Annotated in this window: 24 protein-coding genes and 1 tRNA gene; 6 read left to right on the top strand and 19 right to left on the bottom strand. The window is 34.4% G+C overall.

Features of this window, described 5'->3' with window-relative positions; all coding sequences use genetic code 11:
* Positions 1–143: 143 nt before the first annotated feature.
* From E0H99_RS05095 to xrtF, 7 genes are all read right to left on the bottom strand, one after another.
* A complete protein-coding gene (locus E0H99_RS05095; RefSeq protein WP_131991944.1) occupies positions 144–485 on the bottom strand; it encodes a heavy-metal-associated domain-containing protein in 342 nt (113 codons plus the stop codon).
* An 8-nt stretch (positions 486–493) separates the two neighbouring features.
* Positions 494–2,506 carry a TonB-dependent receptor plug domain-containing protein gene (locus E0H99_RS05090; protein ID WP_131991941.1) on the bottom strand — a complete coding sequence of 671 codons (2,013 nt, stop codon included), beginning with the start codon at positions 2,504–2,506 and terminating at the stop codon, positions 494–496.
* 71 nt (positions 2,507–2,577) lie between these two features.
* Positions 2,578–2,922, bottom strand: a complete 345-nt coding sequence (locus E0H99_RS05085) for an HYC_CC_PP family protein (protein ID WP_131992564.1) — start codon at positions 2,920–2,922, stop codon at positions 2,578–2,580.
* Between the two features lie 108 nt (positions 2,923–3,030).
* Positions 3,031–4,386: an MBL fold metallo-hydrolase RNA specificity domain-containing protein gene (locus E0H99_RS05080; protein WP_131991938.1), complete on the bottom strand. Its 1,356-nt coding sequence runs from the start codon at positions 4,384–4,386 to the stop codon at positions 3,031–3,033.
* A gap of 41 nt (positions 4,387–4,427) precedes the next feature.
* Positions 4,428–5,258 carry an ATP cone domain-containing protein gene (locus E0H99_RS05075; RefSeq protein ID WP_131991935.1) on the bottom strand — a complete coding sequence of 277 codons (831 nt, stop codon included), beginning with the start codon at positions 5,256–5,258 and terminating at the stop codon, positions 4,428–4,430.
* 58 nt (positions 5,259–5,316) lie between these two features.
* The gene (locus E0H99_RS05070) at positions 5,317–5,760 is read right to left on the bottom strand and encodes an exosortase F system-associated membrane protein (protein WP_131991932.1); all 444 of its coding nucleotides are present in this window, start codon (positions 5,758–5,760) and stop codon (positions 5,317–5,319) included.
* Positions 5,738–6,286, bottom strand: a complete 549-nt coding sequence (gene xrtF, locus E0H99_RS05065; RefSeq protein ID WP_131991929.1) for an exosortase family protein XrtF — start codon at positions 6,284–6,286, stop codon at positions 5,738–5,740. Before xrtF ends, E0H99_RS05070 begins: the two co-directional genes overlap by 23 nt.
* 74 nt (positions 6,287–6,360) lie before the next feature.
* On the opposite strand from xrtF, the gene E0H99_RS05060 reads away from it, so the two are divergent.
* The 6 genes from E0H99_RS05060 to rpe all read left to right on the top strand — a co-directional run bounded on the left by E0H99_RS05060 (position 6,361) and on the right by rpe (position 12,637).
* The gene (locus E0H99_RS05060; protein WP_131991926.1) at positions 6,361–6,816 is read left to right on the top strand and encodes a GAF domain-containing protein; all 456 of its coding nucleotides are present in this window, start codon (positions 6,361–6,363) and stop codon (positions 6,814–6,816) included.
* A gap of 34 nt (positions 6,817–6,850) precedes the next feature.
* Positions 6,851–7,792, top strand: a complete 942-nt coding sequence (locus tag E0H99_RS05055) for an energy transducer TonB (RefSeq protein ID WP_131991923.1) — start codon at positions 6,851–6,853, stop codon at positions 7,790–7,792.
* Between the two features lie 153 nt (positions 7,793–7,945).
* Complete coding sequence (gene rpsO / locus E0H99_RS05050) at positions 7,946–8,212, top strand: 30S ribosomal protein S15 (RefSeq protein WP_066079886.1); 267 nt, start codon at positions 7,946–7,948, stop codon at positions 8,210–8,212.
* 153 nt (positions 8,213–8,365) lie between these two features.
* Positions 8,366–10,498: a polyribonucleotide nucleotidyltransferase gene (locus E0H99_RS05045; protein WP_131991920.1), complete on the top strand. Its 2,133-nt coding sequence runs from the start codon at positions 8,366–8,368 to the stop codon at positions 10,496–10,498.
* Between the two features lie 163 nt (positions 10,499–10,661).
* Entirely contained in the window at positions 10,662–11,525 is an 864-nt protein-coding gene (locus E0H99_RS05040; RefSeq protein ID WP_007137700.1) for an RNA polymerase sigma factor RpoD/SigA, read from the top strand.
* A gap of 449 nt (positions 11,526–11,974) precedes the next feature.
* Positions 11,975–12,637 (top strand): ribulose-phosphate 3-epimerase, encoded by a 663-nt coding sequence (gene rpe, locus E0H99_RS05035; protein ID WP_131991917.1) that lies wholly within the window; start codon positions 11,975–11,977, stop codon positions 12,635–12,637.
* Positions 12,638–12,673: 36 nt separating this feature from the next.
* On the opposite strand, the gene E0H99_RS05030 is transcribed toward rpe, so the two are convergent.
* From E0H99_RS05030 to mraY, 12 genes are all read right to left on the bottom strand, one after another.
* Complete coding sequence (locus E0H99_RS05030; protein ID WP_131991914.1) at positions 12,674–13,474, bottom strand: zinc-dependent peptidase; 801 nt, start codon at positions 13,472–13,474, stop codon at positions 12,674–12,676.
* Between the two features lie 85 nt (positions 13,475–13,559).
* Positions 13,560–13,633, bottom strand: a tRNA-Arg gene (locus E0H99_RS05025).
* A 1-nt stretch (position 13,634) separates the two neighbouring features.
* On the bottom strand, positions 13,635–13,880 hold the full coding sequence (locus tag E0H99_RS05020) for a GIY-YIG nuclease family protein (protein WP_131991911.1): 246 nt from the start codon (positions 13,878–13,880) through the stop codon (positions 13,635–13,637).
* A 136-nt stretch (positions 13,881–14,016) separates the two neighbouring features.
* Entirely contained in the window at positions 14,017–14,466 is a 450-nt protein-coding gene (locus tag E0H99_RS05015) for a GatB/YqeY domain-containing protein (protein WP_131991908.1), read from the bottom strand.
* Positions 14,467–14,802: 336 nt separating this feature from the next.
* Positions 14,803–16,746 (bottom strand): cell division protein FtsZ, encoded by a 1,944-nt coding sequence (ftsZ, locus tag E0H99_RS05010; protein ID WP_131991905.1) that lies wholly within the window; start codon positions 16,744–16,746, stop codon positions 14,803–14,805.
* Between the two features lie 97 nt (positions 16,747–16,843).
* Complete coding sequence (ftsA, locus tag E0H99_RS05005) at positions 16,844–18,229, bottom strand: cell division protein FtsA (protein ID WP_131991902.1); 1,386 nt, start codon at positions 18,227–18,229, stop codon at positions 16,844–16,846.
* 6 nt (positions 18,230–18,235) lie between these two features.
* Positions 18,236–18,958: a cell division protein FtsQ/DivIB gene (locus E0H99_RS05000; protein WP_131991899.1), complete on the bottom strand. Its 723-nt coding sequence runs from the start codon at positions 18,956–18,958 to the stop codon at positions 18,236–18,238.
* Complete coding sequence (gene murC, locus E0H99_RS04995; protein ID WP_131991896.1) at positions 18,945–20,294, bottom strand: UDP-N-acetylmuramate--L-alanine ligase; 1,350 nt, start codon at positions 20,292–20,294, stop codon at positions 18,945–18,947. Before murC ends, E0H99_RS05000 begins: the two co-directional genes overlap by 14 nt.
* Before the next feature lie 37 nt (positions 20,295–20,331).
* Positions 20,332–21,420 (bottom strand): undecaprenyldiphospho-muramoylpentapeptide beta-N-acetylglucosaminyltransferase, encoded by a 1,089-nt coding sequence (gene murG / locus E0H99_RS04990; protein ID WP_131991893.1) that lies wholly within the window; start codon positions 21,418–21,420, stop codon positions 20,332–20,334.
* A gap of 30 nt (positions 21,421–21,450) precedes the next feature.
* On the bottom strand, positions 21,451–22,737 hold the full coding sequence (locus E0H99_RS04985) for an FtsW/RodA/SpoVE family cell cycle protein (RefSeq protein ID WP_131991890.1): 1,287 nt from the start codon (positions 22,735–22,737) through the stop codon (positions 21,451–21,453).
* A 45-nt stretch (positions 22,738–22,782) separates the two neighbouring features.
* A complete protein-coding gene (gene murD / locus E0H99_RS04980; RefSeq protein ID WP_131991887.1) occupies positions 22,783–24,114 on the bottom strand; it encodes a UDP-N-acetylmuramoyl-L-alanine--D-glutamate ligase in 1,332 nt (443 codons plus the stop codon).
* A gap of 1 nt (position 24,115) precedes the next feature.
* Positions 24,116–25,345, bottom strand: a complete 1,230-nt coding sequence (mraY, locus tag E0H99_RS04975) for a phospho-N-acetylmuramoyl-pentapeptide-transferase (protein ID WP_131991884.1) — start codon at positions 25,343–25,345, stop codon at positions 24,116–24,118.
* Positions 25,346–25,348 lie beyond the last annotated feature (3 nt).

Genomic DNA, 25,348 nt, shown 5'->3' with positions numbered 1-25,348 from the left:
ATCAAATGTTATTTTTAATAATCACAATTCTAGTTCCTTAAAAACATGATTTTTTATAGTTAACAGCCTCCATTTCACTCAAAAAATTTATTAAACTATGGCATTAAAAAAACCAAAGCTTTCACTTTGGTTTTTTTTAAAAATCATTTTCGTTCATATTGGCAACAAGTATGCAGACTGTCATAATCTTCCTTTAATGCCTTGACTTCACCTGTATCATGACCAACTTTTGCAATAGCTTTTTGAATTGTTGGGACATTCGTTTTCTGTTCGTTTACAATCAAATATAAAGTACCACAATCCATATGCCAATCGGCAGATTTCACACCCGAAACACTTAATGCCGTTTTTTCAATTCTCTTTTTACACATTTCACAATTCCCGCTCACATGAAATTCAACCTTAGCATTTTTATTTTTCGCCACTTGAGCCTGAACTGTAAATCCAGCAAATGTCAGCAATATTACTACTATTATATTTTTCATTATTTATATTATTTAATTTTAAAACGCAAACCCGCATAATACATTTGTCCAAAAACCGGACCATAAACTATCGATGCATCAAAAGTAGGTCCAAATGGATTCTCATTACCCAAGATAACATTATCTTGTTTGTAATTCCCAATATTTTCACCGCCAATATATACTTCAAAAGTAGAAGAAAAAGTTCTGGTAACTTGTATATTCATCACAGAAAATGAAGGCGAAAATTCAGGCAGCCTGTCTTCTTCGGGATTTGTTGAAGTATTGGGCAATTGTTGTTTTCCAAGCCAGTTGAAAGTATAATCAAACTTCCATTGTTTTCCTTTATCTAAAATATGAGTTTCATATCCTAAATTCCCAAAGAAACGATGTTTTGCCTGCAATGGCCTTTGATATGTTCCTGATAAATAATCCGTTTTAATATCATAGTATTTGTAGGCTGTTCTCAAATTAAAATGTTTGGCTAATTCATAATTGAACTCTACTTGCAAACTATTCGCATACGATTTCCCTTTTAAGTTGTAAAACAATACCTGTTGCTGACTTTGCAATACATCAACAACTGCCTGATTTTGAAAATCGGTTCTGTATAAATCAAATCCAACATCGGCACTCTTGCCAAAAAGCAAAAAACCCTGCATAAAACTCAACCCATAATTCCATGCAATTTCAGGATTCAAACCGTATATTTTTCCATTGGTATCTAAAAATTCAAAGGTTCTTGAACTTGCCAGAAGCTGTTGGTTTTCAGCAAAAACATTAGCGCTTCGTTTCCCTCTTCCTGCTGAAAATCGCAAGACACCTTTTTCCCAAGGATTGTATCGCACGTGTAATCTTGGCGTAGCAAAAGTCCCCAAACGATTATGATTGTCAATCCTACCGCCAAGAACTACGCTAAAATTCTCTGTATTATCATAGGTATATTCGAAAAAAGCACCCACCGAATTATCAATTCGGCTGTAATCATTCACATTGACAAACTCTCCGTATTTATCATACGTGAAATTCAAACCCGTTGAAAATTTATGTTTCGTATTATTGATAATCGAATTGAAAATTAAGTTCGAATAATAACTTTTTTGTTTAATATTATATTGATTTAAGCCAAAATAAGAGTTTTGATCATGACTGTTAAAAGCATTCTGAAAACCAATACTCTGATACGGCATATCTGGAAAAACATAGCCTAATTTAGTGGAAACATCAAAACGTTCCGTATTGATTTCGGAACCCCAATAATTAGTCGTCCCCTTATCTCTATCTGGGTCAAAATTTAATTCTCCTGTTTGTTTTTGATCATTCATATACCGGAAGTTAATGAAACTCACCCAACCTTTTTCGGCATTGGTATATTGCCAACGATTTAAAACATTGATTTGTTTTGCCAATGGATTGTCCAGAAAACCATCGTCATTCATATCGTTTTTTGAAACTCTTGTGTTTCCGTGAACAAACAAACTACTACTCCATTTATCAGAAATTTTGGTATTGAAATGCGTATTTAATTCAAACCGAGAATCTGTTGAACCATAGGCATTCAGAAAAAACGGAATATCGCTGATTGGCTTTATTAATTCGGTATTGATTTGTCCCGAAATACTTTCGAAGCCATTGACTACACTTCCTGCACCTTTTGTAATTTGGATGCTTTCTACCCAAGTTCCCGGCGTGAAAGACAATCCGTAGGCTTGAGAAGCACCACGAACCGAAGGAATGTTTTCCTCCGTAATCATCAAATAAGGACTCGTCAATCCCAGCATTTTTATTTGTTTCGTTCCTGTCAAAGCGTCCGAAAAATTGACATCAATTGAAGGATTTGTTTCGAAACTTTCTGCCAGATTACAACAGGCGGCTTTAAGTAATTCTTTGCTTGTCAGCGTTGTAGTATTAGCCGTTAGGCTATATGATTTTTTTAAACTTTTACTGTTGCCTTTTACTTTTATCTCCTGCAAAGTATCTTGCGAATAAGAATTAAAAGCACAAAAGAAGAGTAATAAAAGTATTGAAATTTGTTTTTGCATGATTGTTTTTTAATGTTTAAAAAATGTAAAATCACAAAGGTGTGATTCAAGTTTTTATTAAAACATTAAAACTACGCGTAGAAAATATATTGGTGGTATAATTTAAAAAAAGGAGGCGCATTTGCATCGTAGTAATACGAAATAAATGGGCTGCTTTTAAAATTTGAAACAAATGATAACACAGAAGGATTCCATTCCTCTATTGAAAATGTAAAATCCGTATGGAGAGAAACTATTTTTTGAATTAAATTATCTGTTTTCTTTTGAAAATTAACCTCTTTGTCTTTGCAACAATGTGATTTTTTTTCAACAACCCCACAACAATCTTTTTCTAAATTTTGATCCTGAGCAGGAGTTTTAAGAGTAACCGAAGCAATCTCGTTCCCGCAATAACGAACATTAAATGCTAATCCCATATTGGAAACCAATATAAAAATAGCCAAAAGTAAACTTATATGTTTATTAAATTTCACATTGCAAAATTAGTGATTTTATCAAATCAAAAAATCAAATTCCTGAAAAATTTACAACTCAAATTCTTGTCCCATTAAAGGAATTTTACAATCAAAACCATATTTTTCATGAATTTTTATCCGAAGTTCATCCATCGGCTGATTCTCTCCATGCACGAGAAAAACTCTTGTCGGTTTATTTTCCAGCGCTGACAGCCAGTTAAGCAAATCCTTTTGATCTCCATGCGCTGACAAACCTTGTATTTCCAAAATATTTGCTTTTACGGGATAATACCGACCATGAATTTTAATTTCTTCTGCTCCTTCTAATAATTTTCTTCCACGTGTTCCTTCGGCCTGATATCCTACAATGATTACAGTAGTTTCCGGAAGGCCAATATAATGTTCGAGATAACTCAACACTCTTCCGCCTGTAACCATTCCGCTAGCCGCAATCACCACTTTAGGCTTTTGATCAAAAATCACTTCAATTGTTTCCTGATAATCAGAAACCAATGAAAACATTTTACTCATTTCGGCACATTCTTCCAGCGATAACTTGTGCCATTTTTTATTATTCGAAAAAATATTCAGTGCATTAATTCCCATTGGGGTATCAATAATATAAGGAATATTGGGAATCCTGTCTTCTTCTCTAAGTTGCCATATCAGATACATGATTGTCTGGGCACGCTCTACTGCAAAACTTGGAATAATAATCGTTCCGCCTTTCTCAACTGTATTGTTGATGTAAGTTTCCAGTTCTAATTTGGTATCAGTTTGAGGATGTAATCGATCACCATAGGTGCTTTCTAGAAAAACATAATCAGCTTTTTTGGGTTTAGTTGGCGGATACATCAACACATCATTATCACGGCCAATGTCTCCGGAAAAAACTAAGGTTTTATTTTCAAGTGTCAATGCAATACTGCACGCGCCTAAAATATGACCTGCATTGGTATAAATAGCTTCAATTTGAGCATCCAAAGGAACAGGCTCATTGGTTTTAATTACTCTAAAAAACGGAAAAACTTTTTCAGCCTGTTCTACCGTATAAAGTGGTTCGGCAATTTCATGTTTGGAATATTTTCCTTCATTTGCTTTTTTAGCTTCTTCCTCCTGAATTTTAGCACTATCCAGAAGGATGAGCTTAGTAATATCTTTTGTGGGACTCGTGCAATAAATTTTACCGTCAAAGCCCTGATTCACCAGTCTTGGCAACCAACCACAATGATCTAAATGACCATGAGTGAGTAAAACAAAGTCTATCGTGGAGGGCAAAATAGGCAAAGGTTCCCAATTGAGTTCCCGCAAAGGTTTAATGCCTTGGAACAACCCGCAATCTATCAAAATCCGAATCCCATTACTTTCAATTAATGTTTTAGAACCGGTCACTATACCTGCTCCACCAATAAATTTAACTTTCATTTGATTTGAATTTAAAATTAAACAATCCAAAACCTATCATTTTAAATATAACTACATAATTCTGATGCTTCTTTTAATACGTTTTTTATCCGGTTTGGGCTTAATCCAATTTTCTCCAAGCAATCGGAATGGTTTATTATTTCTTTTACCAAAATCACATCCAATATCAATAACTTATCTTTTTCAGCTATTGATAACGTGGTTAAGCAAGTTACCGGATAAAGATAACTCGTGTCGTTTTTCGTTTTTAGATTATTGTCTTCCGGATAATTCCAACTTAATAAATTCAATCCAGAACATTTTGCAAAATCGACCGCATCTGTTGTAAATCTGTTGTTTGTGACGATCCAACAATTTGAAATACTATCTTTTTTTTCGAAAATAGCATGCTGTCTTTCCTTCAAATCATTAAAACGCGACAAAATATACATGGGAACTTTCACATCCGAAGCGGCGTCTCTACCCACATGATATTTGCATTCAACCATGGAAATATCCTCATTCTTCTTTACTAAAACATCAATTTCATGCAAGACACATTTGCCCTGCAAGGTTATATTTGTTACCGTTTGATACTGTTCCGAAGCAAAAAGACGGGCAATGTATTTTTCGAAAAAGAAACCTGCAGGACCTAACAATCGTATTGCTTCTCTTAAATTATAACGTGCTGCATGGGAATTAGCTGTTTTTTTCAATAATGAAAAAGCCATTTTATAGATTTGCTTCGTAGAAATACCTTCATACATTTGTTTTTTTATCGTATAAAGTATGTTGTCGACCGCAATAGCACTTGCTCCGGATTTTAAAAGTGATTTTTTGAGTTTATCAGAATTAAATTCGACAATATCTCCAGAATGTTTTATTATTTTCATATCCTTATTTATTTAATAAACAGGAACTTAAATCAACATTAAAGATAAAGAAAAAAGACTATTTATTTTGTTTTTGATAATAAAATCCCGGAACAAATAATAAGACAAAAATAGGTTGAATCAAAAACCTGCGAACGTAAAATAAAACCCAATTACTATGCTCATTCGCGAAGTAGACAACGTAGAAAAAAGCAACAATTAAAATCATGAAGAAAAAATAATAGAGTACGAAAGCAAATTTAACCATTGCCACGTCTTTGAAAAGAACATAAATAATACCCAATGAAATAGTAGTATTCACTGTATAACGGAACAATAACCCTAAAAACAATTGGGTTGAATTGAAACTTGGCAACCTTAACTTAGTAAAATCTTTTTTGAAAAAATCCAGAAAAGGGTCATAAAACAACTGATTTTCAAAAGCGCGAACAAGCACTAATAATACAACTAAAAAAAGGAATTGTATGAATCTTAGCTTGTTATTTAATATCTTTTGAAGCATATCTTGAAAATTTACGAACCCAAATTAACCACAAAATAAAAACGACTCCATAAATATACAAAGGAAAAAGGACTCCGTGTAAAAATGGTTCTTGTTTTGGAAAATAAAAAATAAGCGCACTTAAAGCTGCTATTCTCAAAATATTCAACACATAAATCAGTAAACTTCCTCCAAAGATAAAAAGTAGCGTCGTCTTTAGTTTTCCTGAAAAAGCTACCACAAATGAAATAAACAAAATAATTACACTGATTGCATTACAACCTTCTACAATTCGGGCTACATATTTTTGACTATAAAACAACTTCATATAAGGATGCGCAACACTTTCTTCAATCGAAGACCCATCATTAAATAGTTTCAACACTTGCGCCGTATTTTTTCCCACCATTCTTGTAATTAAATCTATTTCATTTTCTTCAAAACTCATAAGATAGCGTTGATACAAAAAAGTCAGCACGATATAAGCCAGAAAAAAAGTTGCCAGAAAAAGCAAAAAAGGTTTATACAGAATAAAATATTTTTTCAAGATCTATTTTTTAACAAATTTATGTAATTTTTGAAACCTGCTTTAAATACTTTTGCATAAATAAAATTAAAAACATGACATTTCAAGAATTACAACCAAAAATTACCGAAATCACATTAAACAAAACGCTGTCAAGAGACGAAAAACTCTTGTCTATTTGTCAATTACTTAGCGACTCTATTGCATATTACAATTGGGTTGGATTTTATTTTGCAAATCAAGAAACTAAAACACTACACTTAGGTCCTTACGTAGGCGCAGAAACAGATCATACTGTAATCCCTTTCGGAAAAGGAATTTGCGGGCAAGTGGCGGTTTCTAACGAAAACTTCGTAGTTCCTGACGTTGCAGCACAAGATAATTATATCGCTTGTAGTTTTACTGTAAAATCAGAAATCGTAGTGCCCCTTTTTGTAAACGGAGAAAACATAGGACAAATTGATATTGACAGCCATGTCTTGGATCCATTTACTAAAGAGGATGAGTTATTTTTGGAGTTTGTGAATCAGGAAATTGCGGAATTGTACTAAAATTGATACATTTGGTTTTCAATTAAAACCATTTATGAAATCAAATTTATTTTCAGCATTATTACTTCTAGTGTCCGCTTTGTCCTTCTCTCAAACGTCAAAAAGCGCAAAAATATTTTTAGATTCGACATGGAATGAAACTACGGAAGCGAAGCATAAATATTACAGAATAATCAAGGATTATTATTCCGACAAAGACAGCTATACAGTATGCGATTACTACAAATCAGGAAGCTTACAAATGGCTGGAACCTCAAAGACCAAAGATCGTCTACAGAAAGAAGGTCAGTTTGTTTATTATTATGAAAATGGTAACAAAGAATCCATGGCGAGTTATACAAACGGTTCGCAAACTGGGAAAAAATATAATTGGTATCAAAATGGTCAGAAAAAATCAGAGACTGAATATTTTATCGATAACAACACCAGATATCCTAGTTATAAAATAATTCAATTTTGGGACATAAATGGTAACCAAAAAATAATTGACGGTAATGGTGAATATGAAACGAAAACTGACAATTTCTATGAAACCGGCAAAATGGCAAATGGCTTAAAACATGGAATATGGGAAGGTAACATTAAATCATTAAATCTTAATTACAAAGAAAACTACGAAAACGGAACACTCCTTTTAGGAGTGACTACCGATTCTCAAAATATAAAATACGAATACACCTCAGCATCAACTATGCCTGGCCCAAAAAAGGGTTTAAAACACTTCTATCAATTTTTTGGCACTAATTTTAAAATAACAAATGAAGCTAGGATAAATAATATTACTGGAAATATGGCATTAAATTTCAACATAGAGGGAGATGGAGGTGTAGCTGAGATAAAAGTGGTAAAGGGCTTAGGTTACGGATTAGACGAAGAAGCTATTCGAGTAATCAAAAGCTATAAAGGTTGGGAGCCTGCCAAAAGCAGAGGAATTGGTTATAAAGTACAATATTATATCCCAATAACAATTAAATAAAACCTTACTAATATTCCACCCATCATTTATAAAATCAACAATCTTCTATTAATCCTAATTAAAAACTTGTTCTTCCAAAAAATAAATACTATTTTTGCACCCGTCTTACAATAGATGTACGACATACATAAAAATCATTAAACAAATATTGGAATGTATTTAACTAAAGAGATTAAAGAAGAAATCTTCGCTAAACACGGAGAAAAAACAAACACTGGAAAATCAGAAGCTCAAATTGCTTTGTTCACTTTCAGAATTAGCCACTTAACGGAGCACTTGAAAAAAAATCGTCACGATTATAACACAGAGCGTTCATTAGTATTGCTTGTAGGTAAAAGAAGATCTTTGTTGGATTACTTGAAGAAAACAGAAATCAACAGATACCGTGAAATTATCAAAGTATTGAATATCAGAAAATAATCAATAGTAAAGAGGTGCGAAAGTGCCTCTTTTTGTTTTTATATACAATAATAAAAAAGTTTGGTTTTTCATTGGGTTTTAGGCATTAACTACGCACAACAACAACTACAACACAACTAGAACCCATTGTTTAATCTAAAGAGAATTCAAATTATGATTCCAAAAGTTTCAAAAGAAATTATCGATTTAGGAGATGGCAGAAGCATCTCAATCGAGACCGGAAAACTAGCCAAACAAGCTGACGGTTCAGTAGTAGTACAAATGGGAAATGCGATGTTGCTTGCAACAGTTGTATCTGCCAGAAAAGCAAGCCCAGTAGATTTTTTGCCTTTAACGGTAGATTATCGTGAAAAATTTGCAGCAGCAGGTCGTTTTCCTGGTGGATTTTTCAAAAGAGAAGCAAGACCAAGCGATAGCGAAGTTTTGACAATGAGATTAGTTGACCGTGTATTACGTCCACTTTTTCCAAGTGATTACCACGCAGAAACGCAAGTGATGATTCAGTTGATGTCTCATGACGAAAACGTAATGCCAGATGCATTAGCCGGTTTAGCAGCTTCGGCAGCACTTGCTTTATCTGACATTCCTTTTTCAACTTTAATTTCGGAAGCTCGTGTAGCTCGTGTTGACGGAAAATTCGTTATTAACCCAAGTCGCGCACAATTAGAATTATCTGATATTGACATGATGATTGGTGCTTCTAAAGATTCTATCGCAATGGTAGAAGGTGAGATGAAAGAAATTTCAGAACACGAAATGGTGGAAGCCATTAAATTTGCTCACGAAGCCATCAAAATTCAAATCGAAGCGCAAGAGAGATTAGTTGCTGCTTTTGGTAAAAAAGAAGTAAGAACATACGAGCAAGAAAAAGAAGACTGCGCCATTTATGACAAAGTAAAGGCGGCATCTTACGATTTGTGTTACGCTATTGCAAAAGAAGGAACAGCAAAGCATGAAAGAACAGCCCAATTTGCTGAAGTAAAAGAACTCGTAAAATCTTTATTTACAGAAGAAGAATTAGCTGAAAACGGGGATTTAGTTTCTAAATATTTCTACAAAGCCAATAAAGAAGCCGTTCGTAACGTAACCCTAGATTTAGGGACACGTTTAGACGGTAGAAAAACTACAGAAATCAGACCTATCTGGGCTGAAGTAGATTATTTACCATCTGTTCACGGATCGGCATTGTTTACAAGAGGAGAGACTCAAGCATTAGCAACAGCGACTTTAGGAACTTCTAGAGAAGCAAACCAAATTGATTCTCCATCTCAACAAGGTGAAGAGAAATTCTACTTACATTACAACTTCCCTCCTTTCTCTACAGGTGAAGCAAAACCATTAAGAGGAACTTCAAGAAGAGAAGTAGGTCACGGAAACTTAGCACAACGTGCTTTGAAAAACATGATTCCTGCTGATTGTCCTTACACCATTCGTATTGTATCAGAAGTATTAGAATCTAACGGTTCTTCTTCTATGGCTACCGTTTGTGCTGGTACATTAGCGCTTATGGACGCAGGTATCCAAATGATCAAACCAGTTTCTGGTATTGCTATGGGATTAATTACTGACGGAGATCGTTTTGCTGTATTATCTGATATTCTTGGTGATGAGGATCACTTAGGAGACATGGACTTTAAAGTAACCGGAACTGCTGATGGAATCACTGCTTGTCAAATGGACATCAAAATCGAAGGGTTGGCATACAACATCATGGAATCAGCATTAGCTCAAGCTCGTGATGGTCGTTTGCACATTCTTGGAAAAATAACTGAAGTTTTAGCAACGCCTAAAGCAGATGTTAAAGCATATGCTCCAAAAATTATTACAAGAACTATTCCTGGTAATTTCATTGGTGCTTTGATCGGACCTGGTGGAAAAGTAATTCAAGAATTACAAAAAGCTACCGGAACTACAATCGTTATCAACGAAGTTGACGAACAAGGAGTCATCGAGATTCTTGGTACAGATCCTGCTGGAATTGAAGCGGTATTGGCTAAAATTCAGTCCATTACTTTCAAACCACAGATGGGAGAAGCTTATGATGTGAAAGTAATCAAAATGCTTGATTTTGGAGCTGTAGTAGAATACCTTGCAGCACCCGGAAATGAAGTATTACTTCACGTATCTGAGTTAGCTTGGGAACGTACTGAAAACGTTTCTGATGTTGTTAATATGGGCGATACTTTTCAAGTGAAATACTTAGGTATGGATCCAAAAACAAGAAAAGAAAAAGTGTCAAGAAAAGCACTTATGCCAAGACCTCCACGTGAGGAAAGAAAAGAGTAATCAGATCTTAGTTTACTAAAGGTTTATTTATAGAAAATCCCGTTTCATTTATTTGAAACGGGATTTTTGTTTTAAATTAAATTATTTTAGAAACTATTGTAACTTTTTTGAGACTCTATACGTATAACCATTTGTACACTTAAAATTTAGGAGACAAAAAAACATGAGACAACTAAAAATCACCAAGCAGGTAACCAATCGTGAAACTGCTTCATTAGACAAGTATTTACAAGAAATTGGAAAAGTTGACCTTATTACCGCTGACGAAGAGGTAGAATTAGCACAAAAGATTAAAGCCGGTGACCAGAAAGCATTAGAGAAATTGACAAAAGCCAATTTACGTTTCGTAGTTTCGGTAGCAAAACAATACCAAAATCAAGGATTAACACTTCCCGATTTGATCAACGAAGGAAATTTAGGATTGATAAAAGCAGCACAACGTTTTGATGAAACACGTGGTTTCAAATTCATCTCGTATGCCGTTTGGTGGATTCGTCAATCTATATTACAAGCATTGGCTGAACAATCCCGTATCGTTCGTTTGCCTTTGAACAAAATTGGTTCTATCAATAAAATCAACAAAATGTACGCTTTATTAGAGCAATCTAACGAGCGTCCACCATCTGCTGAGGAAATTGCAAAAGAGCTAGACATGACCGTAAATGACGTAAAAGAGAGCATGAAAAACTCCGGTCGTCACTTATCAATGGATGCACCTCTTGTAGAAGGAGAAGATTCTAACCTTTACGACGTATTGCGTTCTGGTGAATCTCCAAATCCAGACAGAGAATTAATCCATGAATCATTGCGTACGGAGATTGAGCGTTCCCTAGAAACATTGACTCCAAGAGAAGCTGATGTAGTTCGTTTATATTTTGGTCTTGGTGACCAACACCCAATGACCTTAGAGGAAATTGGAGAAACTTTCGACCTAACTCGTGAGCGTGTGCGTCAAATCAAGGAAAAAGCAATCCGCAGATTAAAACACACTTCAAGAAGTAAAATACTAAAAACTTATTTAGGATAAAACAGTCAAATGTCTAAAAGTCAAAAGTCATAAAGTCCAACAACATTATGATTTTTGACTTTCGGCTTTAGACTAATAAGTAACGACGGTCTGATTAACTGTTCGTTTTTTGATTGATGATTGAAACTCCGGTTGATTACCGGAGTTTTGCTTTTTAATCTGAATTCATTTCAGATTCTCTCACCTATTTCTGTTTAAAATCATTTAGGCGTAACCCTCCGTAAAAACTTCGGGTCGGGCTTTCCGTTGCAATCTTTTTATTTTAGAAAAAAATAAAAAAAAATAAAAAGGATTTCCACTACAATCCCTTACGCAATTTCATAGTACAGACAACTCGCGAGTTGTCCCTATAAAAAAACTTTCGCCAATTGCTGTAAAAAAACTACTTTTGCACAAACAATACAACTGTAAAGACGCACTGCTGTGCGTCTCAACGTAACAACTACACAATGAAGAATACACTTATTGCACCATCAGTGCTTGCTGCCGATTTTGGCAATCTGCAACGCGACATCGAAATGATCAACAACAGTGAAGCCGATTGGTTTCATATCGATATCATGGATGGCGTTTTTGTTCCTAACATCTCTTATGGAATGCCAGTTCTGGAAGCCATTAACCGACATGCAAAAAAAACAATTGACGTTCACTTGATGATTGTAGATCCGGATCGTTACATTAAAACTTTTGCTGAATTAGGAGCTAATATTCTAAGTGTACACTATGAAGCCTGTACACACCTTCACAGAACACTACAAGCCATCAAAGCGGAAGGAATGAAAGCTGGAGTTGCAATCAATCCACACACTAATATTGACTTACTCGAAGATGTAATCAATGACATTGATTTGGTTTGTATCATGAGTGTGAATCCAGGTTTTGGAGGACAATCTTTTATTGAAAATACGTATGCTAAAATCGAAAAGCTAAAAGCGTTAATCACTAAAAAAGGAGCAACTACAATCATTGAAATTGACGGTGGTGTAACCAATAAAAATGCAAAACAATTAGTGGAAGCCGGAGCTGATGTTCTGGTAGCCGGAAGCTTTGTTTTCAAAGCGGAAAATCCAACCCAAACGATACAAGATTTAAAGAAGCTAACAAACTTCTAAAAGAAATGGCGCTTAAAGCGCCATTTTTTATTTTAACTATTCTTCTTTAAAATTAATCATTCTTGAAATGTGCGCATATAATTCCGGATGTTTTCTTTTGAATACATGAGGAGTTTCAAAAAAATGTTCCAAGATTACTGATAAAAATTCGAATTGATTTTCATAAGCATACAATCTAAAATAATCTTTCTGAGTCAACTCATTATTTAAAACTGGATCGGTATAATATTTTAGCACTTCATTAAATTCATCAAAAAAGATAATGGCACTTGGATCATTACTTTTTAAGCAATGAAAATGCAACACATGAGAGAACTCATGTAAACCAAGATTAATATTATCGCTTGATGTTAAATGTCCCAATAAAAAATCTTCCCACGAAAAAACTACCGCTTTCATTCTGGGATTAAATTCTCCTTTATGATACGCTTCATTTACGGTAGAAAAATAACTGGAAGGATAAATTATTATTTTATTGAATAAACGAACAAGATAATTTCTCATCCCAAAAGTCAACATCACATACGTTCCCGCAATCAGTATTTTCATTTGTTCCGTAATAACAACTTCCTTGCCTATAAACTCATATTTAGCAATAAACTCACTTACTCGATGTTCAAAATACGCTTTCCTTTTAGAAGAAAGCCTGCTATAAAACGGAAAGTCGTTTACTAAAATTTGGCGTTGGCTTGATTTTAATTTTTTGGAGAAAGGATACCAATGGATGTAAAATGGTTTATTAAATAGTAAGAGATAGGCAGGCTCCAGAACTCTAAAAACAATTATTAGAAGAAATAATATTCCAAACAATACTGAAATAAAAAGTTGTAATGACATATTTTATAACCGCTTTAAAATAAAAAATGCTCCAAAATAATTTCAAGCAAACTTGATTTTTTTGAAGCATTTTTATTTGTGTTTGTGGCCGCGACAGGGTTCGAACCTGCAACCCTCAGAGTCGAAATCTGATATTCTATCCAGTTGAACTACGCAGCCATTATTTTGTTATTTTTTCTTTTAAAAATTCTCTTCCACTTCCTGTTTTAAAATATTTTTCACGAAGAACTGCTTCTTCTCTTGTACCAAAAGTTTCTAAATAAACCAATTTCCAGGGCTTAAAACCTTTGGTAGATTTTGTCTTACCTGAATTATGTTCTATTATTCTTTTATCTATATCACTTGTCTGACCTTTATAAAGCCTTCCATCAATCTCACTCTCTAAAATATATACAAAATATTCCATTTATTGTCGAAATCTGATATTCCCTGCCTGCCGGCAGGCAGGAATCCAGTTGAACTACGCAGCCATTTGATTTAAGATTATTGATTAACGATTTTAGATTTATGGTGTAAAATCGTTAACCTTAAATCATACAAATTTATGTCAATAGTTTTTTAACTATAGTAGATATCGTTTTTCCTTCGGCAGTTCCACCTAATTGTGCTGCCGCTAATCCCATCACTTTCCCCATTGAAGCAATTCCTGACGCACCTGTTTCTGCAATAATTTTTGCAATCACAACTTCAACTTCTGCTTCGCTTAATTGTGCCGGCAAGAATTTTTCTATTACTGCGATTTGTGCCAATTCTGGTTCAGCTAAATCCAAACGATTTTGCTCTGTAAAAATCTTAGCGCTTTCCTTACGTGTTTTTACTAATTTTTGCAACAATTTCATTTCATCATCTGCTGAGATTTCTTCTTTTGATCCTGTTGCAGTTTGCGCTAATAGGATTTCAGATTTAATAGCTCTTAAAGCTTCTAATGCTACTGTATCTTTGGCTCTCATGGCTGTTTTAATATCGTCCATGATTTGTACTGATAAACTCATATTCTTTATTGTTAATTTGATTAATCGACTATTTGTTTAATCGATTGTTAAAATGCTAATTATGAAAACGATTCTTTTTTGCCCCAGATGCTAGTGCAAAGCCTTTTAGGAGAAAATGTATTTTTTCATGCACTTAAAAAGCGACTTTAGAAGCTCTTTTAAGTGCATGAAAAAACATTTTTGACAAAAAACTTGAAACGACAGCTGGATTAAGGCCCGACAAAATTAAAGAAATTTACTGTAATTAACAATAGATTGCTTTGTTGCTCAAAACTACAAAAAAATAACCCGAAAATTAAATGAATTTTCGGGCTACCTCATTTTGGTTTGAGTTAGTTAATCTACGTTGTCATGTAAATACGAGTTGTTAGAACGCAACTGTAGATCGTTGTTGCTGTCTGTTCCCACAGAAATTCTCGAATTTGTATTATTGGCTTGATTGTTTGAAATATCTATTCCCAATCTTTTGTAAGCTGGTTCTTTTTCATATTCATCAATTTTAGAAACATTGTTATGAAACTTATAATTGAATTCTTTTAATTTCTTTCTTCTTTCATCAGCTCTCATTCGCAATGATTCCTCGATTGTCATTTCCATAGGAGAAATAGCTTCAAAGTCAACAGATGTATTTACTGATGTATCAACTTGTTTCATTGTGATGTTTAATTCCGCCGGAATAACAACTTCCGGAGTTTTAGCAACTGGTTTAGCCATGAAATCATGCTCTGGTTCCATGAACTCTTCAAGAGAATATTTGATAATTCCATTGTCAGTCAATTCTGTTACGGGAACAAATTGAACCGCTTCGTTTACTTTGATATCACGGGTTTCATTCGTCAATTCAAACATCACTTTGCTCTCTTCAACTTGAGCTACCGGTTCTGCTTTGAAAAGTGGTAAATCAAAAGAGAAAGCAGTTTGTTCTTGTCTTTCAATAACTTTTGGCTGAACTGCTTTTACTTCATTAACTTCAGAAACAGGTGTTGAAATTGTAAAATCAATGTCAGTAATAGGAGAAACAATTTCGAAAGTCACGTCTAAATTTTTAATAAACTCAGACATCACCATCAATTCTTCCTTATTAATAGTTGGTGTCGTTACCACTGGCTCAGGAGCAACAACAGTATCTTCCAATAAATCAAAAACTATTCTTTCGTTTGAATTAGATGCTGGAGATTCCGCATTTAAATCAAAAGCAGCTACCGTTTTATTACTTAGATTATGAACACTTCTTTGTTCATCTTCTAATGTGTGTATAATTTTTTTTGGCTCAGTATTTACTATTTCGTTTTGTTGTTCAATATCAAAACCTGTAGCGATTATAGTCACTGCAATAGCATCTCCAAGTGATTCGTCTTCACCAACCCCCATGATAATATTTGCATTATGCCCCGCTTCAACTTGAATATGATCGTTGATTTCTCCAATTTCGTCAATTGTAATTTCATTAGTTCCAGAAACGATAAGCAACAATACGTTTTTGGCACCTGTAATTTTATTATCATTTAACAAAGGAGAATCTAAAGCAGCAATAATGGCTTCCTTAGCTCTATTTTCACCTGAAGAAACAGAAGATCCCATAATAGCTGTTCCGCTATTATACAATACCGTTTTAGCATCTCTTAAATCGATATTTTGAGTATAGTGATGCGTAATTACTTCGGCAATACCTCTTGAGGCTGTAGCCAAAACTTCATCCGCTTTTGAAAATCCAGCTTTAAAGCCAAGATTACCATACACTTCTCTTAATTTATTGTTGTTGATAACAATTAAAGAGTCAACTTGTTTGCGTAATTTTTCTATACCAATTAAAGCTTGTTCCTGACGCACTTTCCCTTCAAACAAGAAAGGCAATGTCACAATCCCTACAGTAAGAATGTCTCTTTCTTTAGCCAATTGTGCAATTACGGGTGCAGCTCCAGTTCCAGTTCCACCACCCATTCCGGCAGTGATGAATACCATTTTAGTATTTCTATCCAACATTTTTTCAATCTCGGAAATACTTTCAATAGCGGATTGCTGTCCTACATCTGGATTTGCTCCAGCACCAAGTCCTTCAGTTAAATGTACTCCTAACTGAATTTTGTTAGGCACAGAACTGCTTTGTAAGGCTTGAGAATCCGTATTACATACGATGAAATCCACCCCTTTAATTCCTTGTTTAAACATGTGATTTATGGCGTTACTTCCGCCTCCACCTACACCAATAACTTTTATTACATTTGATTGGTTCTTTGGTAAATCAAATGAAATACTTCCAAATTCTGAGTTGCTCATCATTTTATTTGGTTTTTGATATTTATATTATTTTTTGATTTTTAATTCTTTTTACTTGGGGCAAAAAGGAAAAAAAACAATATTTTTTATTACTTCTAAATTATTCTGCATTATCTAAGAAATCCTTAATCTTGTCAACATAACGGTCAAAGAAATTTCTTTGTATCCTATTTACGGTAGAATTATGTTTCTCATTTGAGTTTTGATCCTCTTCGTCTTCCTCTTTCTCAAGAATCTCATTCACCACCGGATTTTGAACAACTGCCTGTCTGTATACCGCAGCTTTAGGTTGTTCAATGGCATCCATTCTTACCGCACTCTGTGTTTTATTCTCAATGCTTTTCATTACCAATCCAACTGCAGTTGCATATAAAGGACTTGAAATCTCCTCATCAGAATTCCCAGCTAAATGTTCGTTTGGATATCCTATTCTCGTATCCATTCCTGTAATATATTCTACTAACTGCTTGATGTGTTTCAATTGCGCACCACCACCAGTAAGTACAATTCCTGCAATTAGTTTTTTACGAGGATCTTCATGTCCATAAGCTTTAACTTCAGTAAACACCTGATCTACAATTTCTACAACACGCGCATGGATTATTTTAGATAGATTTTTCAAAGAAATCTCTTTAGGCTCTCTACCTCTTAATCCTGGAATAGAAACAATTTCGTTGTCTTTATTTTCTCCTGGCCAAGCAGATCCAAATTTAACTTTCAATAATTCCGCTTGTTTTTCAATGATCGAACATCCTTCTTTGATATCATCTGTAATCACATTTCCTCCAAAAGGAATTACCGCAGTGTGACGAATAATACCATCTTTGAAAATAGCCAAATCTGTTGTTCCACCACCAATATCGATAAGCGCAACTCCAGCTTCTTTTTCTTCCTGACTCAAAACGGCATCAGCTGAAGCCAATGGTTCCAATGTCAACCCTGATAATTCGATTCCAGAACTTTGAATACATCTGCCTACATTACGAATCGATGAAGCTTGCCCTACTACAACATGAAAACTAGACTCTAATCTTCCACCATACATTCCTATAGGCTCTTTGATTTCAGATTGTCCGTCAATTTTAAATTCTTGTGGCAAAACATGTATAATTTCTTCGCCGGGTAACATCGCCAATTTATTCACTTGGTCAATCAAAAGCTGAATATCATTCCCACCGATTACTTCTTCGGGGTTGTTTCTGCTGATGTAATCTGTATGTTGAATACTACGGATGTGTTGTCCCGCAATTCCTACGACTACATCTTTTATTTTATAGCCTGAATTATTTTCGGCTTCTTGAATCGCTTGCTGTATTGATTGTATGGTTTGAGTGATGTTATTTACCACACCTCTAGCCACTCCTAAACTTTTAGATTTTCCTACACCTAAAATTTCTAGTTTCCCATATTCATTCTTCTTGCCTATCATGGCAACTATTTTAGTTGTCCCAATATCTAGACCTACTGCAATATTCTCTTTTTCCATTATCTATTATTTAGTGCAAACTACTTGTTCCGTAAATCGGAGGTCAATTTTTTTATATTTATACAACGAACTATCTAAAACCGCTTTTTGAAAAAAAGCTTTATAATTCTTGAATTTACGCTCCACATTTATCATTCTACCAAAATCAATTTGATATTCAAAATTTCTATTGAGCATTTTTAAGCTTCCATTAGGCATAATTTGAATTCCGATGATGTTTTTTTTCAAAAACGCATCGTCATAGATTAAGCGAAATAAATCGGATAAATCTTCGTTATTTTTTTTATTTATTCCTCCTGAAACAAGTGGAACTCTAGCTGTAAAATTAGTTGACAAGGGCATTCTATTTCCTTCGTAATCAATATAAAAAGAACCATTTTTGTCAAAAACTCTAGCAATAGGAGTCTTTTGTTTCACCACTGCTTTTAACACTCCATCAATACTCACAAATACATCTGATTTTTCAATCATTTCTTGTGCATTGAGACTTGTTTCCAGCTTATTCAAATCTAGATTAACTTTTTGAATGCTTGATGCATCTTTTTTATTTTCTATTAACAATTTATTAACCGTTTCTTGCTTCACAAAAGGAGCGTTATCTCCTACAAAAATAACTATAGATTTGGACAATTTTCTATTTGCATTACGATTTGACGTAAACGAAAACAGAAAAATCACCAACACAAACATCAGTAATAATCGAATATTTGTCCAGTTAAAGAGTTTCATTTATCGCTTTTTTAATTGATGGTACTAATTCTCCAATATCTCCAGCTCCAATTGTTACTATAATCGATGCGTCACTTGCTAAAATTGTCGCAATCAAATCGCCTTTACTTACAATTTTTCTTTTATTATTCGCCATTTTATCCATCAACCATTGTGAGTTTATTCCTTCCATTGGTAATTCACGGGCCGGATAAATATCCAGTAAAACAACATCATCAAAAGCCGATAAACTTTTGGCAAAATCATCAGCAAAATCTCTCGTTCTACTAAATAAATGGGGTTGAAAAACGGCCAAAACTTTTTGGTTTGGATACAATTCTCGAACCGCCTGATGCACTGCATTTATCTCCGTTGGGTGATGGGCGTAATCATCGATATAAACCTTAGCTCCTGTTTTTATTTGGTATGAAAATCTTCTTTTAATTCCCTTAAATGATGCAATGGCTTTTGCAATGGCATCGGTTGGGGTGCCGAATAATTTTGCCATTGCGATAGCCATTAATGCATTCATTAAATTATGTCTTCCAGGTAAACCAAAATGTAAATCTTTGATTACTTCCGTAGGCGTTTGTACATCAAAAACATAGCTTGCATTTTCAATTCTAACATTAAAAGCTTTAAAAACTGCATCTTCATTCACAGCACAAGTTACACCTTCAATTGGTAATTCTTTTGTTATAAAAAGATTACTCTTATCTTCTATTTTTGATGCAAATTCAAGGAAAGATTCTTCTATTGCCTCACTGGTTCCATAAATATCCAAATGATCTGCGTCCATAGAAGTTATGCAGGCAATATTAGGATGTAAATGCAGGAATGAACGATCAAATTCATCCGCTTCAACAACAGTTACTGTTTTCCCGCTTCCTATTAAATTCGAATTGTAATTCTCAACAATTCCACCAATAAAAGCAGTAACATCAGCACCGCTTTCCTGTAAAATATGTCCTAAAATTCCTGATGTAGTTGTTTTTCCATGTGTTCCGGCAACTGCAAAACAAAAAGTATCTTTTGTAATTATTCCTAAAACCTCTGCTCTTTTTTTTACTTGAAAATCTCTCTCCAAGAAATAATTCCACTCTGAATGCGTCTTAGGAACAGCCGGCGTAATAACGACCAAAGTGTTTTCTATGTAAAAATCTTTCGGAATCGCATCAATACTGTCTTCAAAATGAATTGGAATTCCACTTTCTATTAATTCACTGGTAAGAGCCGATGGCGTTTTATCATAACCTGAGACACTCTTGCCCAGATTCTTGAAATAACGAGCCAAGTTACTCATCCCAATGCCTCCGATTCCGATAAAATAGACGTTATGTATTTGATTTAAGTTCATTTTATTTTGAGTCTTTGGTATATTATCTTTTTTATTTCTATCTAATTAGCTTTACAATTTCGTCAACAATTTGTTTTGTTGCTTCTGGCATAGCCAATAATTTTATATTTTCACTCAGCTGATTTTGCTTTCCCAGATCTTTCAGTAAGACTTCAAAAACAAGACTGAATTGTGAATCAAGCTCGGATTCTTTCAACATTAAAGCGCCTTTTTTATCGACTATCGCTTGTGCATTTTTAGTCTGATGATCTTCAGCTACATTAGGTGAAGGAATAAAAATCACTGGTTTCCCCACAATACATAATTCCGAAACAGATGATGCACCAGCGCGTGAAATAACAATATCTGCTGCTGCATAAACTAAATCCATTCTTTCAATAAAAGCGACAACCTGAACATTTGCTGAATTGTATTTTTTATAATCTTCTAAATACAACTTTCCGCATTGCCAAATCACCTGAACATTTTGAGAAAGCATATTGGCTAACTCTTTTTCGATTAATTGGTTTACCCTTCTTGCTCCAAGACTTCCTCCGAGAACCAACAATGTTTTTTTATTTGGATCCAAATTAAAAAATTGAATAGCTTCTTCTCTTTTGCTTTCGATATCAATTAAATCCTGACGCACTGGATTTCCAGTCAAAATCATTTTTTCTTTTGGAAAAAAGCGTTCCAGATTTTCATAAGCAACACATATTTTGTTTGCTTTTTTACTCAACAGTTTATTGGTAATTCCCGGAAAGGAATTTTGCTCTTGAATCACTGTTGGAATTCCTGCAATTGCCGCTACTTGCAATAACGGACCACTTGCAAAACCACCTGTTCCAATAACCACATCCGGTTTGAACTGTTTGATTATTGCTCTGGATTTTAATAAACTTGAAAGCAACTTCACTGGAAAAAGAGCATTGTCTAATGTCAGTCTACGCTGCAAGCCAGATATCCAAAGTCCTTTAATATTGTAACCTGCCTGAGGTACTTTTTGCATTTCCATTTTGTCTTTGGCACCTACAAAAAGAAATTCGGCATCAGGAAAACGAGATTTTAATTCATTTGCAATAGCAATTGCCGGATAGATATGTCCTCCCGTTCCGCCACCACTTAATATGAATTTATACTGTTTCATTTTTATTAATTTCTAATTCTCTAAAACGACTTATTTATTCAAAACTGCATGTATCGGATTCTTAGCTTTATCTTCAATCGAATAATTCTCAGCTGCTACCTCTTCCTCTTCTAATTCCCTGTCAATTAATTTTTGAAGTGCTTCTTCTCTTTTGGCAGTATCTTTTAATTCCTGCGCAATTTCTTCTTCTTTTTTCGTAACACTAATGATGATTCCAAGCGCAAAACAAGTCATCCAGATTGAACTTCCTCCACTACTGATTAAGGGCAATGTTTGTCCCGTAACGGGTAATAATTCAACCGCTACAGCCATATTTACCATTGCCTGAAATATCATGGGAAAACCCAATCCCACCACTACTAATTTTCCGAATAGTGAATTGGCTTTGTGCGATGCTATCACAAATCGAAACAACAACAATAAATATAATGTCAATACTCCCAAACCTCCTATAAGTCCATATTCTTCCACGATTATGGCAAAAATAAAATCGGAGGAAGATTGAGGCAAAAAGTTCTTCTGGACACTTTTCCCTGGGCCTAATCCGTATATTTTTCCGGAAGCTATGGCGATTTTAGCTTTCTCTATTTGATAATCATCCTCATCCGGTTTATCACTGGTAAAATTATCAATACGACTAATCCAAGTATCGACACGGTTAGGAAAAGCATCCGGAAAAGCTTTAGCAATCAAAATAAAAAATGCCAGAAACACAATTCCTGAACCTACTACAATTCCGATATATCGCAACGGATATTTCCCAATGAAAACCAACATCAGCACCATGGAGAAAATTAATGCCGTAGTGGAAAAATTGGCTGGAAGAATAAATATTAACGTAATGAATACCGGCAACCAAAGCTCCCAAATAGAGGACTTAAAAGAAATAGGAACTTCTCTGGTTTTAGATAAATAACGGGCTACAAAAATAAACAACACCATTGCTGCCAATGTTGACGTTTGAAATGTAATCCCAATAAATGGCACCTGAATCCATCGACTGGCATTAGCACCAGCGATAACGGTCCCTTTGATCAATGTATATGCCAATAATAGCCAAACAATATACAAGGCCCCTTTAGAAATTGCTTTAAAATAATGATAGGGCACTTTATGAACCCAAAATATAATTAGAAAACCAATACATATGTGTGCTATGTGTTTTACTAAATAGCCTAATGTATTTCCGTTTCCTTGACCAATATAGGCCAAATTACTACTAGCACTAAAAACAGGCATAAATGAAAACAAGGCCAATAAGGCCACGAATGACCAAATCCCTTTATCTCCCTTTAATTTGTTGACTAGTTGTTTCATTTTTTGATTTTTATTAAAGCTTAAAGTCTTAATAAATTAGACTTACTATAAATTTTTAACTGCTTGTTTGAACTGATTCCCTCTGTCTTCGTAGCTTTCGAATAAATCAAAACTGGCACAAGCAGGTGACAATAAAACTGTATCTCCTTTTTCTGATAATCGTTGCGCCATTCTCACAGCATCATTCATGTTATCAACTTCAATCATCATATCAACTACATTTCCAAAAACATCAATAATTTTTTTATTATCTACACCAAGACAAATAATAGCTTTTACTTTTTCACGAACTAATGACATCAATTCATTGTAATCATTTCCTTTATCAACACCTCCCACAATCCAAACGGTAGGTGTATTCATGCTGTCTAATGCAAAAAAAGTAGCGTTTACATTAGTTGCTTTTGAATCATTGATGTATTGTACGTTTTGAATTTTCAATACTTTTTCAAGACGGTGTTCCACTCCCTGAAAATTAGATAAACTTTCACGTATTGTAGATTTTCTAATCTGCATCAATTTTGCCACAGAGGTTGCTGCCATTGCGTTTTTCATGTTATGTTTTCCTTCTAAGGCAATGTGTTCTGTGTCCATTGAAAGCTCTTCCTGATTGATTGAAATTTCCATTTTGTTGTTTTTTATATAAGCTCCTTCGCTGAAAGTTTTTGTCAATGAAAAAGGAATTAATTTGGCTTTTGTTGTATGTGTTTTAAACCATTCTGCAATGGCTTCATCGTCGGCATCATAAATGAGGTAATCTTCCTCGGTTTGATTCATCGTAATTCTAAACTTCGCATCAATATAATTTTCATATTTGTAATCGTATCGATCTAAATGATCTGGACTAATATTTGTAATAATGGCAATATGTGGCTTAAAATTTATGATTCCGTCCAATTGAAAACTACTCAACTCCAGCACATAAGAATCGTATTTATTCTCCGCTATTTGCCAGGCAAAACTCTTTCCAATATTTCCTCCCAGTCCTACATTTAATCCTGCTGATTTCAGCAAATGATATGTAAGCATTGTGGTAGTCGTCTTTCCATTACTACCAGTAATCCCTATTATGGTTGCATCCGTAAAAGGTGCCGCAAACTCAATTTCAGATAATACTGGAATTCCTTTTTCGATAAGCTTTTTTACTATTGGAGATTTGTCTGGAATTCCTGGGCTTTTCATGACCACATCAGCATTCAAAATCAAATCTTCGGTATGCTTTTCTTCTTCCCAAACTATTCCATTAATGATAAGAACCTCTTTGTAATTTCCTTTTATCTTTCCAAAATCAGATACAAAAACTTCATATCCTTTTTTCTTACCCAGAATAGCAGTACCTATACCACTTTCTCCGCCGCCTAAGATTACTAGCCTCATGCTATCTTAATTTTAAAGTAACAATTGATAATATGGCCAGCATTATGGCAACAATCCAGAATCGTGTTACAATTTTACTTTCGTGATATCCTTTCTTCTGATAATGATGATGCAATGGCGACATTAGAAAGATTCTTCGGCCTTCGCCAAAGCGTTTCTTGGTATATTTGAAATAACTTACTTGTAAAACCACAGATAAATTTTCGACAAGAAAAATTCCGCACAATAAAGGAATCAGCATTTCTTTTCGAACGGCAATTGCCAGAACTGCAATAATACCTCCAATTGTCAAACTCCCTGTATCGCCCATAAAAACTGAAGCCGGATACGAGTTGTACCAAAGAAATCCAATCAATGATCCTACAAATGCGGCAATAAAAACCGTCATTTCCCCCGAATTAGGAATATACATAATATTCAAATAATTGGAGAAAATTATATTCCCTGAAACGAACGTAAATATTCCTAATGCCAGAACTGAAACAGCAGAAGTCCCTGCAGCAAGTCCATCAATACCATCCGTTAAATTAGCACCGTTAGACACTGCCGTTATAATAAAAATAACAACTGGAATAAAAATTAACCAAGCCCACTTTTCATATCCTTCGCCAGTCCATGCTAGTAATTCAGCATAATCAAATTCATTATTTTTAAAGAAAGGAATCGTCGTAGCAGTAGATTTTTCTTCAACTGGCGCTGGCAAAATCACCGTTTCTGTTGGGACTCTAAAAATATCTGATGTAGAAGTATCGGTACGCACGGTAACCGCCGGACTAAAATAAAGAACAGTTCCTACTATTAAACCAAGACCTACTTGCCCTACAACTTTAAATATTCCTTTTAAACCTTCTTTATCTTTCTTGAAAATTTTAATATAGTCATCTATAAAACCAATTATTCCCATCCAAAGTGTAGTCACAATCAACAAAACGATGTAAATGTTATGCAGTTTTGCAAAAAGTACAACTGGAACCAAAGTGGCAAATATGATAATTAACCCTCCCATTGTTGGCGTACCCGCTTTTTCGTTCTGACCTGCTAAACCAAGTTCACGAACGGTTTCTCCCACTTGCTGTTTTTGCAGAAAACGGATTATTCTTTTACCATAAATTGTAGACAATAGTAAAGAAAGCATCAATGCTAACGCGGATCTAAAAGTGATGTACTGAAAAACACCCGTTCCAGGCACATCCAATATCTTGTCTAAATATTCAAATAAGTAATACAGCATATT

Origin of the sequence: Flavobacterium sp. GT3P67 (genome assembly GCF_004349155.1) — a bacterium.
Taxonomy (GTDB): Bacteria; Bacteroidota; Bacteroidia; order Flavobacteriales; family Flavobacteriaceae; genus Flavobacterium; species Flavobacterium ranwuense.
The sequence above is the reverse complement of the archived record's forward strand: the minus strand, read 5'-3'. Positions and strand labels throughout refer to the sequence as shown.

What these genes read in the sequence shown, in the direction of transcription:
- E0H99_RS05095 (WP_131991944.1), bottom strand. Translation starts at nt 485, where the DNA reads ATGAAAAATATAATAGTAGTAATATTGCTGACATTTGCTGGATTTACA.
- E0H99_RS05090 (WP_131991941.1), bottom strand. Translation starts at nt 2,506, where the DNA reads ATGCAAAAACAAATTTCAATACTTTTATTACTCTTCTTTTGTGCTTTT.
- E0H99_RS05085 (WP_131992564.1), bottom strand. Translation starts at nt 2,922, where the DNA reads ATGGGATTAGCATTTAATGTTCGTTATTGCGGGAACGAGATTGCTTCG.
- E0H99_RS05080 (WP_131991938.1), bottom strand. Translation starts at nt 4,386, where the DNA reads ATGAAAGTTAAATTTATTGGTGGAGCAGGTATAGTGACCGGTTCTAAA.
- E0H99_RS05075 (WP_131991935.1), bottom strand. Translation starts at nt 5,258, where the DNA reads ATGAAAATAATAAAACATTCTGGAGATATTGTCGAATTTAATTCTGAT.
- E0H99_RS05070 (WP_131991932.1), bottom strand. Translation starts at nt 5,760, where the DNA reads ATGCTTCAAAAGATATTAAATAACAAGCTAAGATTCATACAATTCCTT.
- E0H99_RS05060 (WP_131991926.1), top strand. Translation starts at nt 6,361, where the DNA reads ATGACATTTCAAGAATTACAACCAAAAATTACCGAAATCACATTAAAC.
- E0H99_RS05055 (WP_131991923.1), top strand. Translation starts at nt 6,851, where the DNA reads ATGAAATCAAATTTATTTTCAGCATTATTACTTCTAGTGTCCGCTTTG.
- rpsO (WP_066079886.1), top strand. Translation starts at nt 7,946, where the DNA reads ATGTATTTAACTAAAGAGATTAAAGAAGAAATCTTCGCTAAACACGGA.
- E0H99_RS05045 (WP_131991920.1), top strand. Translation starts at nt 8,366, where the DNA reads ATGATTCCAAAAGTTTCAAAAGAAATTATCGATTTAGGAGATGGCAGA.
- E0H99_RS05040 (WP_007137700.1), top strand. Translation starts at nt 10,662, where the DNA reads ATGAGACAACTAAAAATCACCAAGCAGGTAACCAATCGTGAAACTGCT.
- rpe (WP_131991917.1), top strand. Translation starts at nt 11,975, where the DNA reads ATGAAGAATACACTTATTGCACCATCAGTGCTTGCTGCCGATTTTGGC.
- E0H99_RS05030 (WP_131991914.1), bottom strand. Translation starts at nt 13,474, where the DNA reads ATGTCATTACAACTTTTTATTTCAGTATTGTTTGGAATATTATTTCTT.
- E0H99_RS05020 (WP_131991911.1), bottom strand. Translation starts at nt 13,880, where the DNA reads ATGGAATATTTTGTATATATTTTAGAGAGTGAGATTGATGGAAGGCTT.
- E0H99_RS05015 (WP_131991908.1), bottom strand. Translation starts at nt 14,466, where the DNA reads ATGAGTTTATCAGTACAAATCATGGACGATATTAAAACAGCCATGAGA.
- ftsZ (WP_131991905.1), bottom strand. Translation starts at nt 16,746, where the DNA reads ATGATGAGCAACTCAGAATTTGGAAGTATTTCATTTGATTTACCAAAG.
- ftsA (WP_131991902.1), bottom strand. Translation starts at nt 18,229, where the DNA reads ATGGAAAAAGAGAATATTGCAGTAGGTCTAGATATTGGGACAACTAAA.
- E0H99_RS05000 (WP_131991899.1), bottom strand. Translation starts at nt 18,958, where the DNA reads ATGAAACTCTTTAACTGGACAAATATTCGATTATTACTGATGTTTGTG.
- murC (WP_131991896.1), bottom strand. Translation starts at nt 20,294, where the DNA reads ATGAACTTAAATCAAATACATAACGTCTATTTTATCGGAATCGGAGGC.
- murG (WP_131991893.1), bottom strand. Translation starts at nt 21,420, where the DNA reads ATGAAACAGTATAAATTCATATTAAGTGGTGGCGGAACGGGAGGACAT.
- E0H99_RS04985 (WP_131991890.1), bottom strand. Translation starts at nt 22,737, where the DNA reads ATGAAACAACTAGTCAACAAATTAAAGGGAGATAAAGGGATTTGGTCA.
- murD (WP_131991887.1), bottom strand. Translation starts at nt 24,114, where the DNA reads ATGAGGCTAGTAATCTTAGGCGGCGGAGAAAGTGGTATAGGTACTGCT.
- mraY (WP_131991884.1), bottom strand. Translation starts at nt 25,345, where the DNA reads ATGCTGTATTACTTATTTGAATATTTAGACAAGATATTGGATGTGCCT.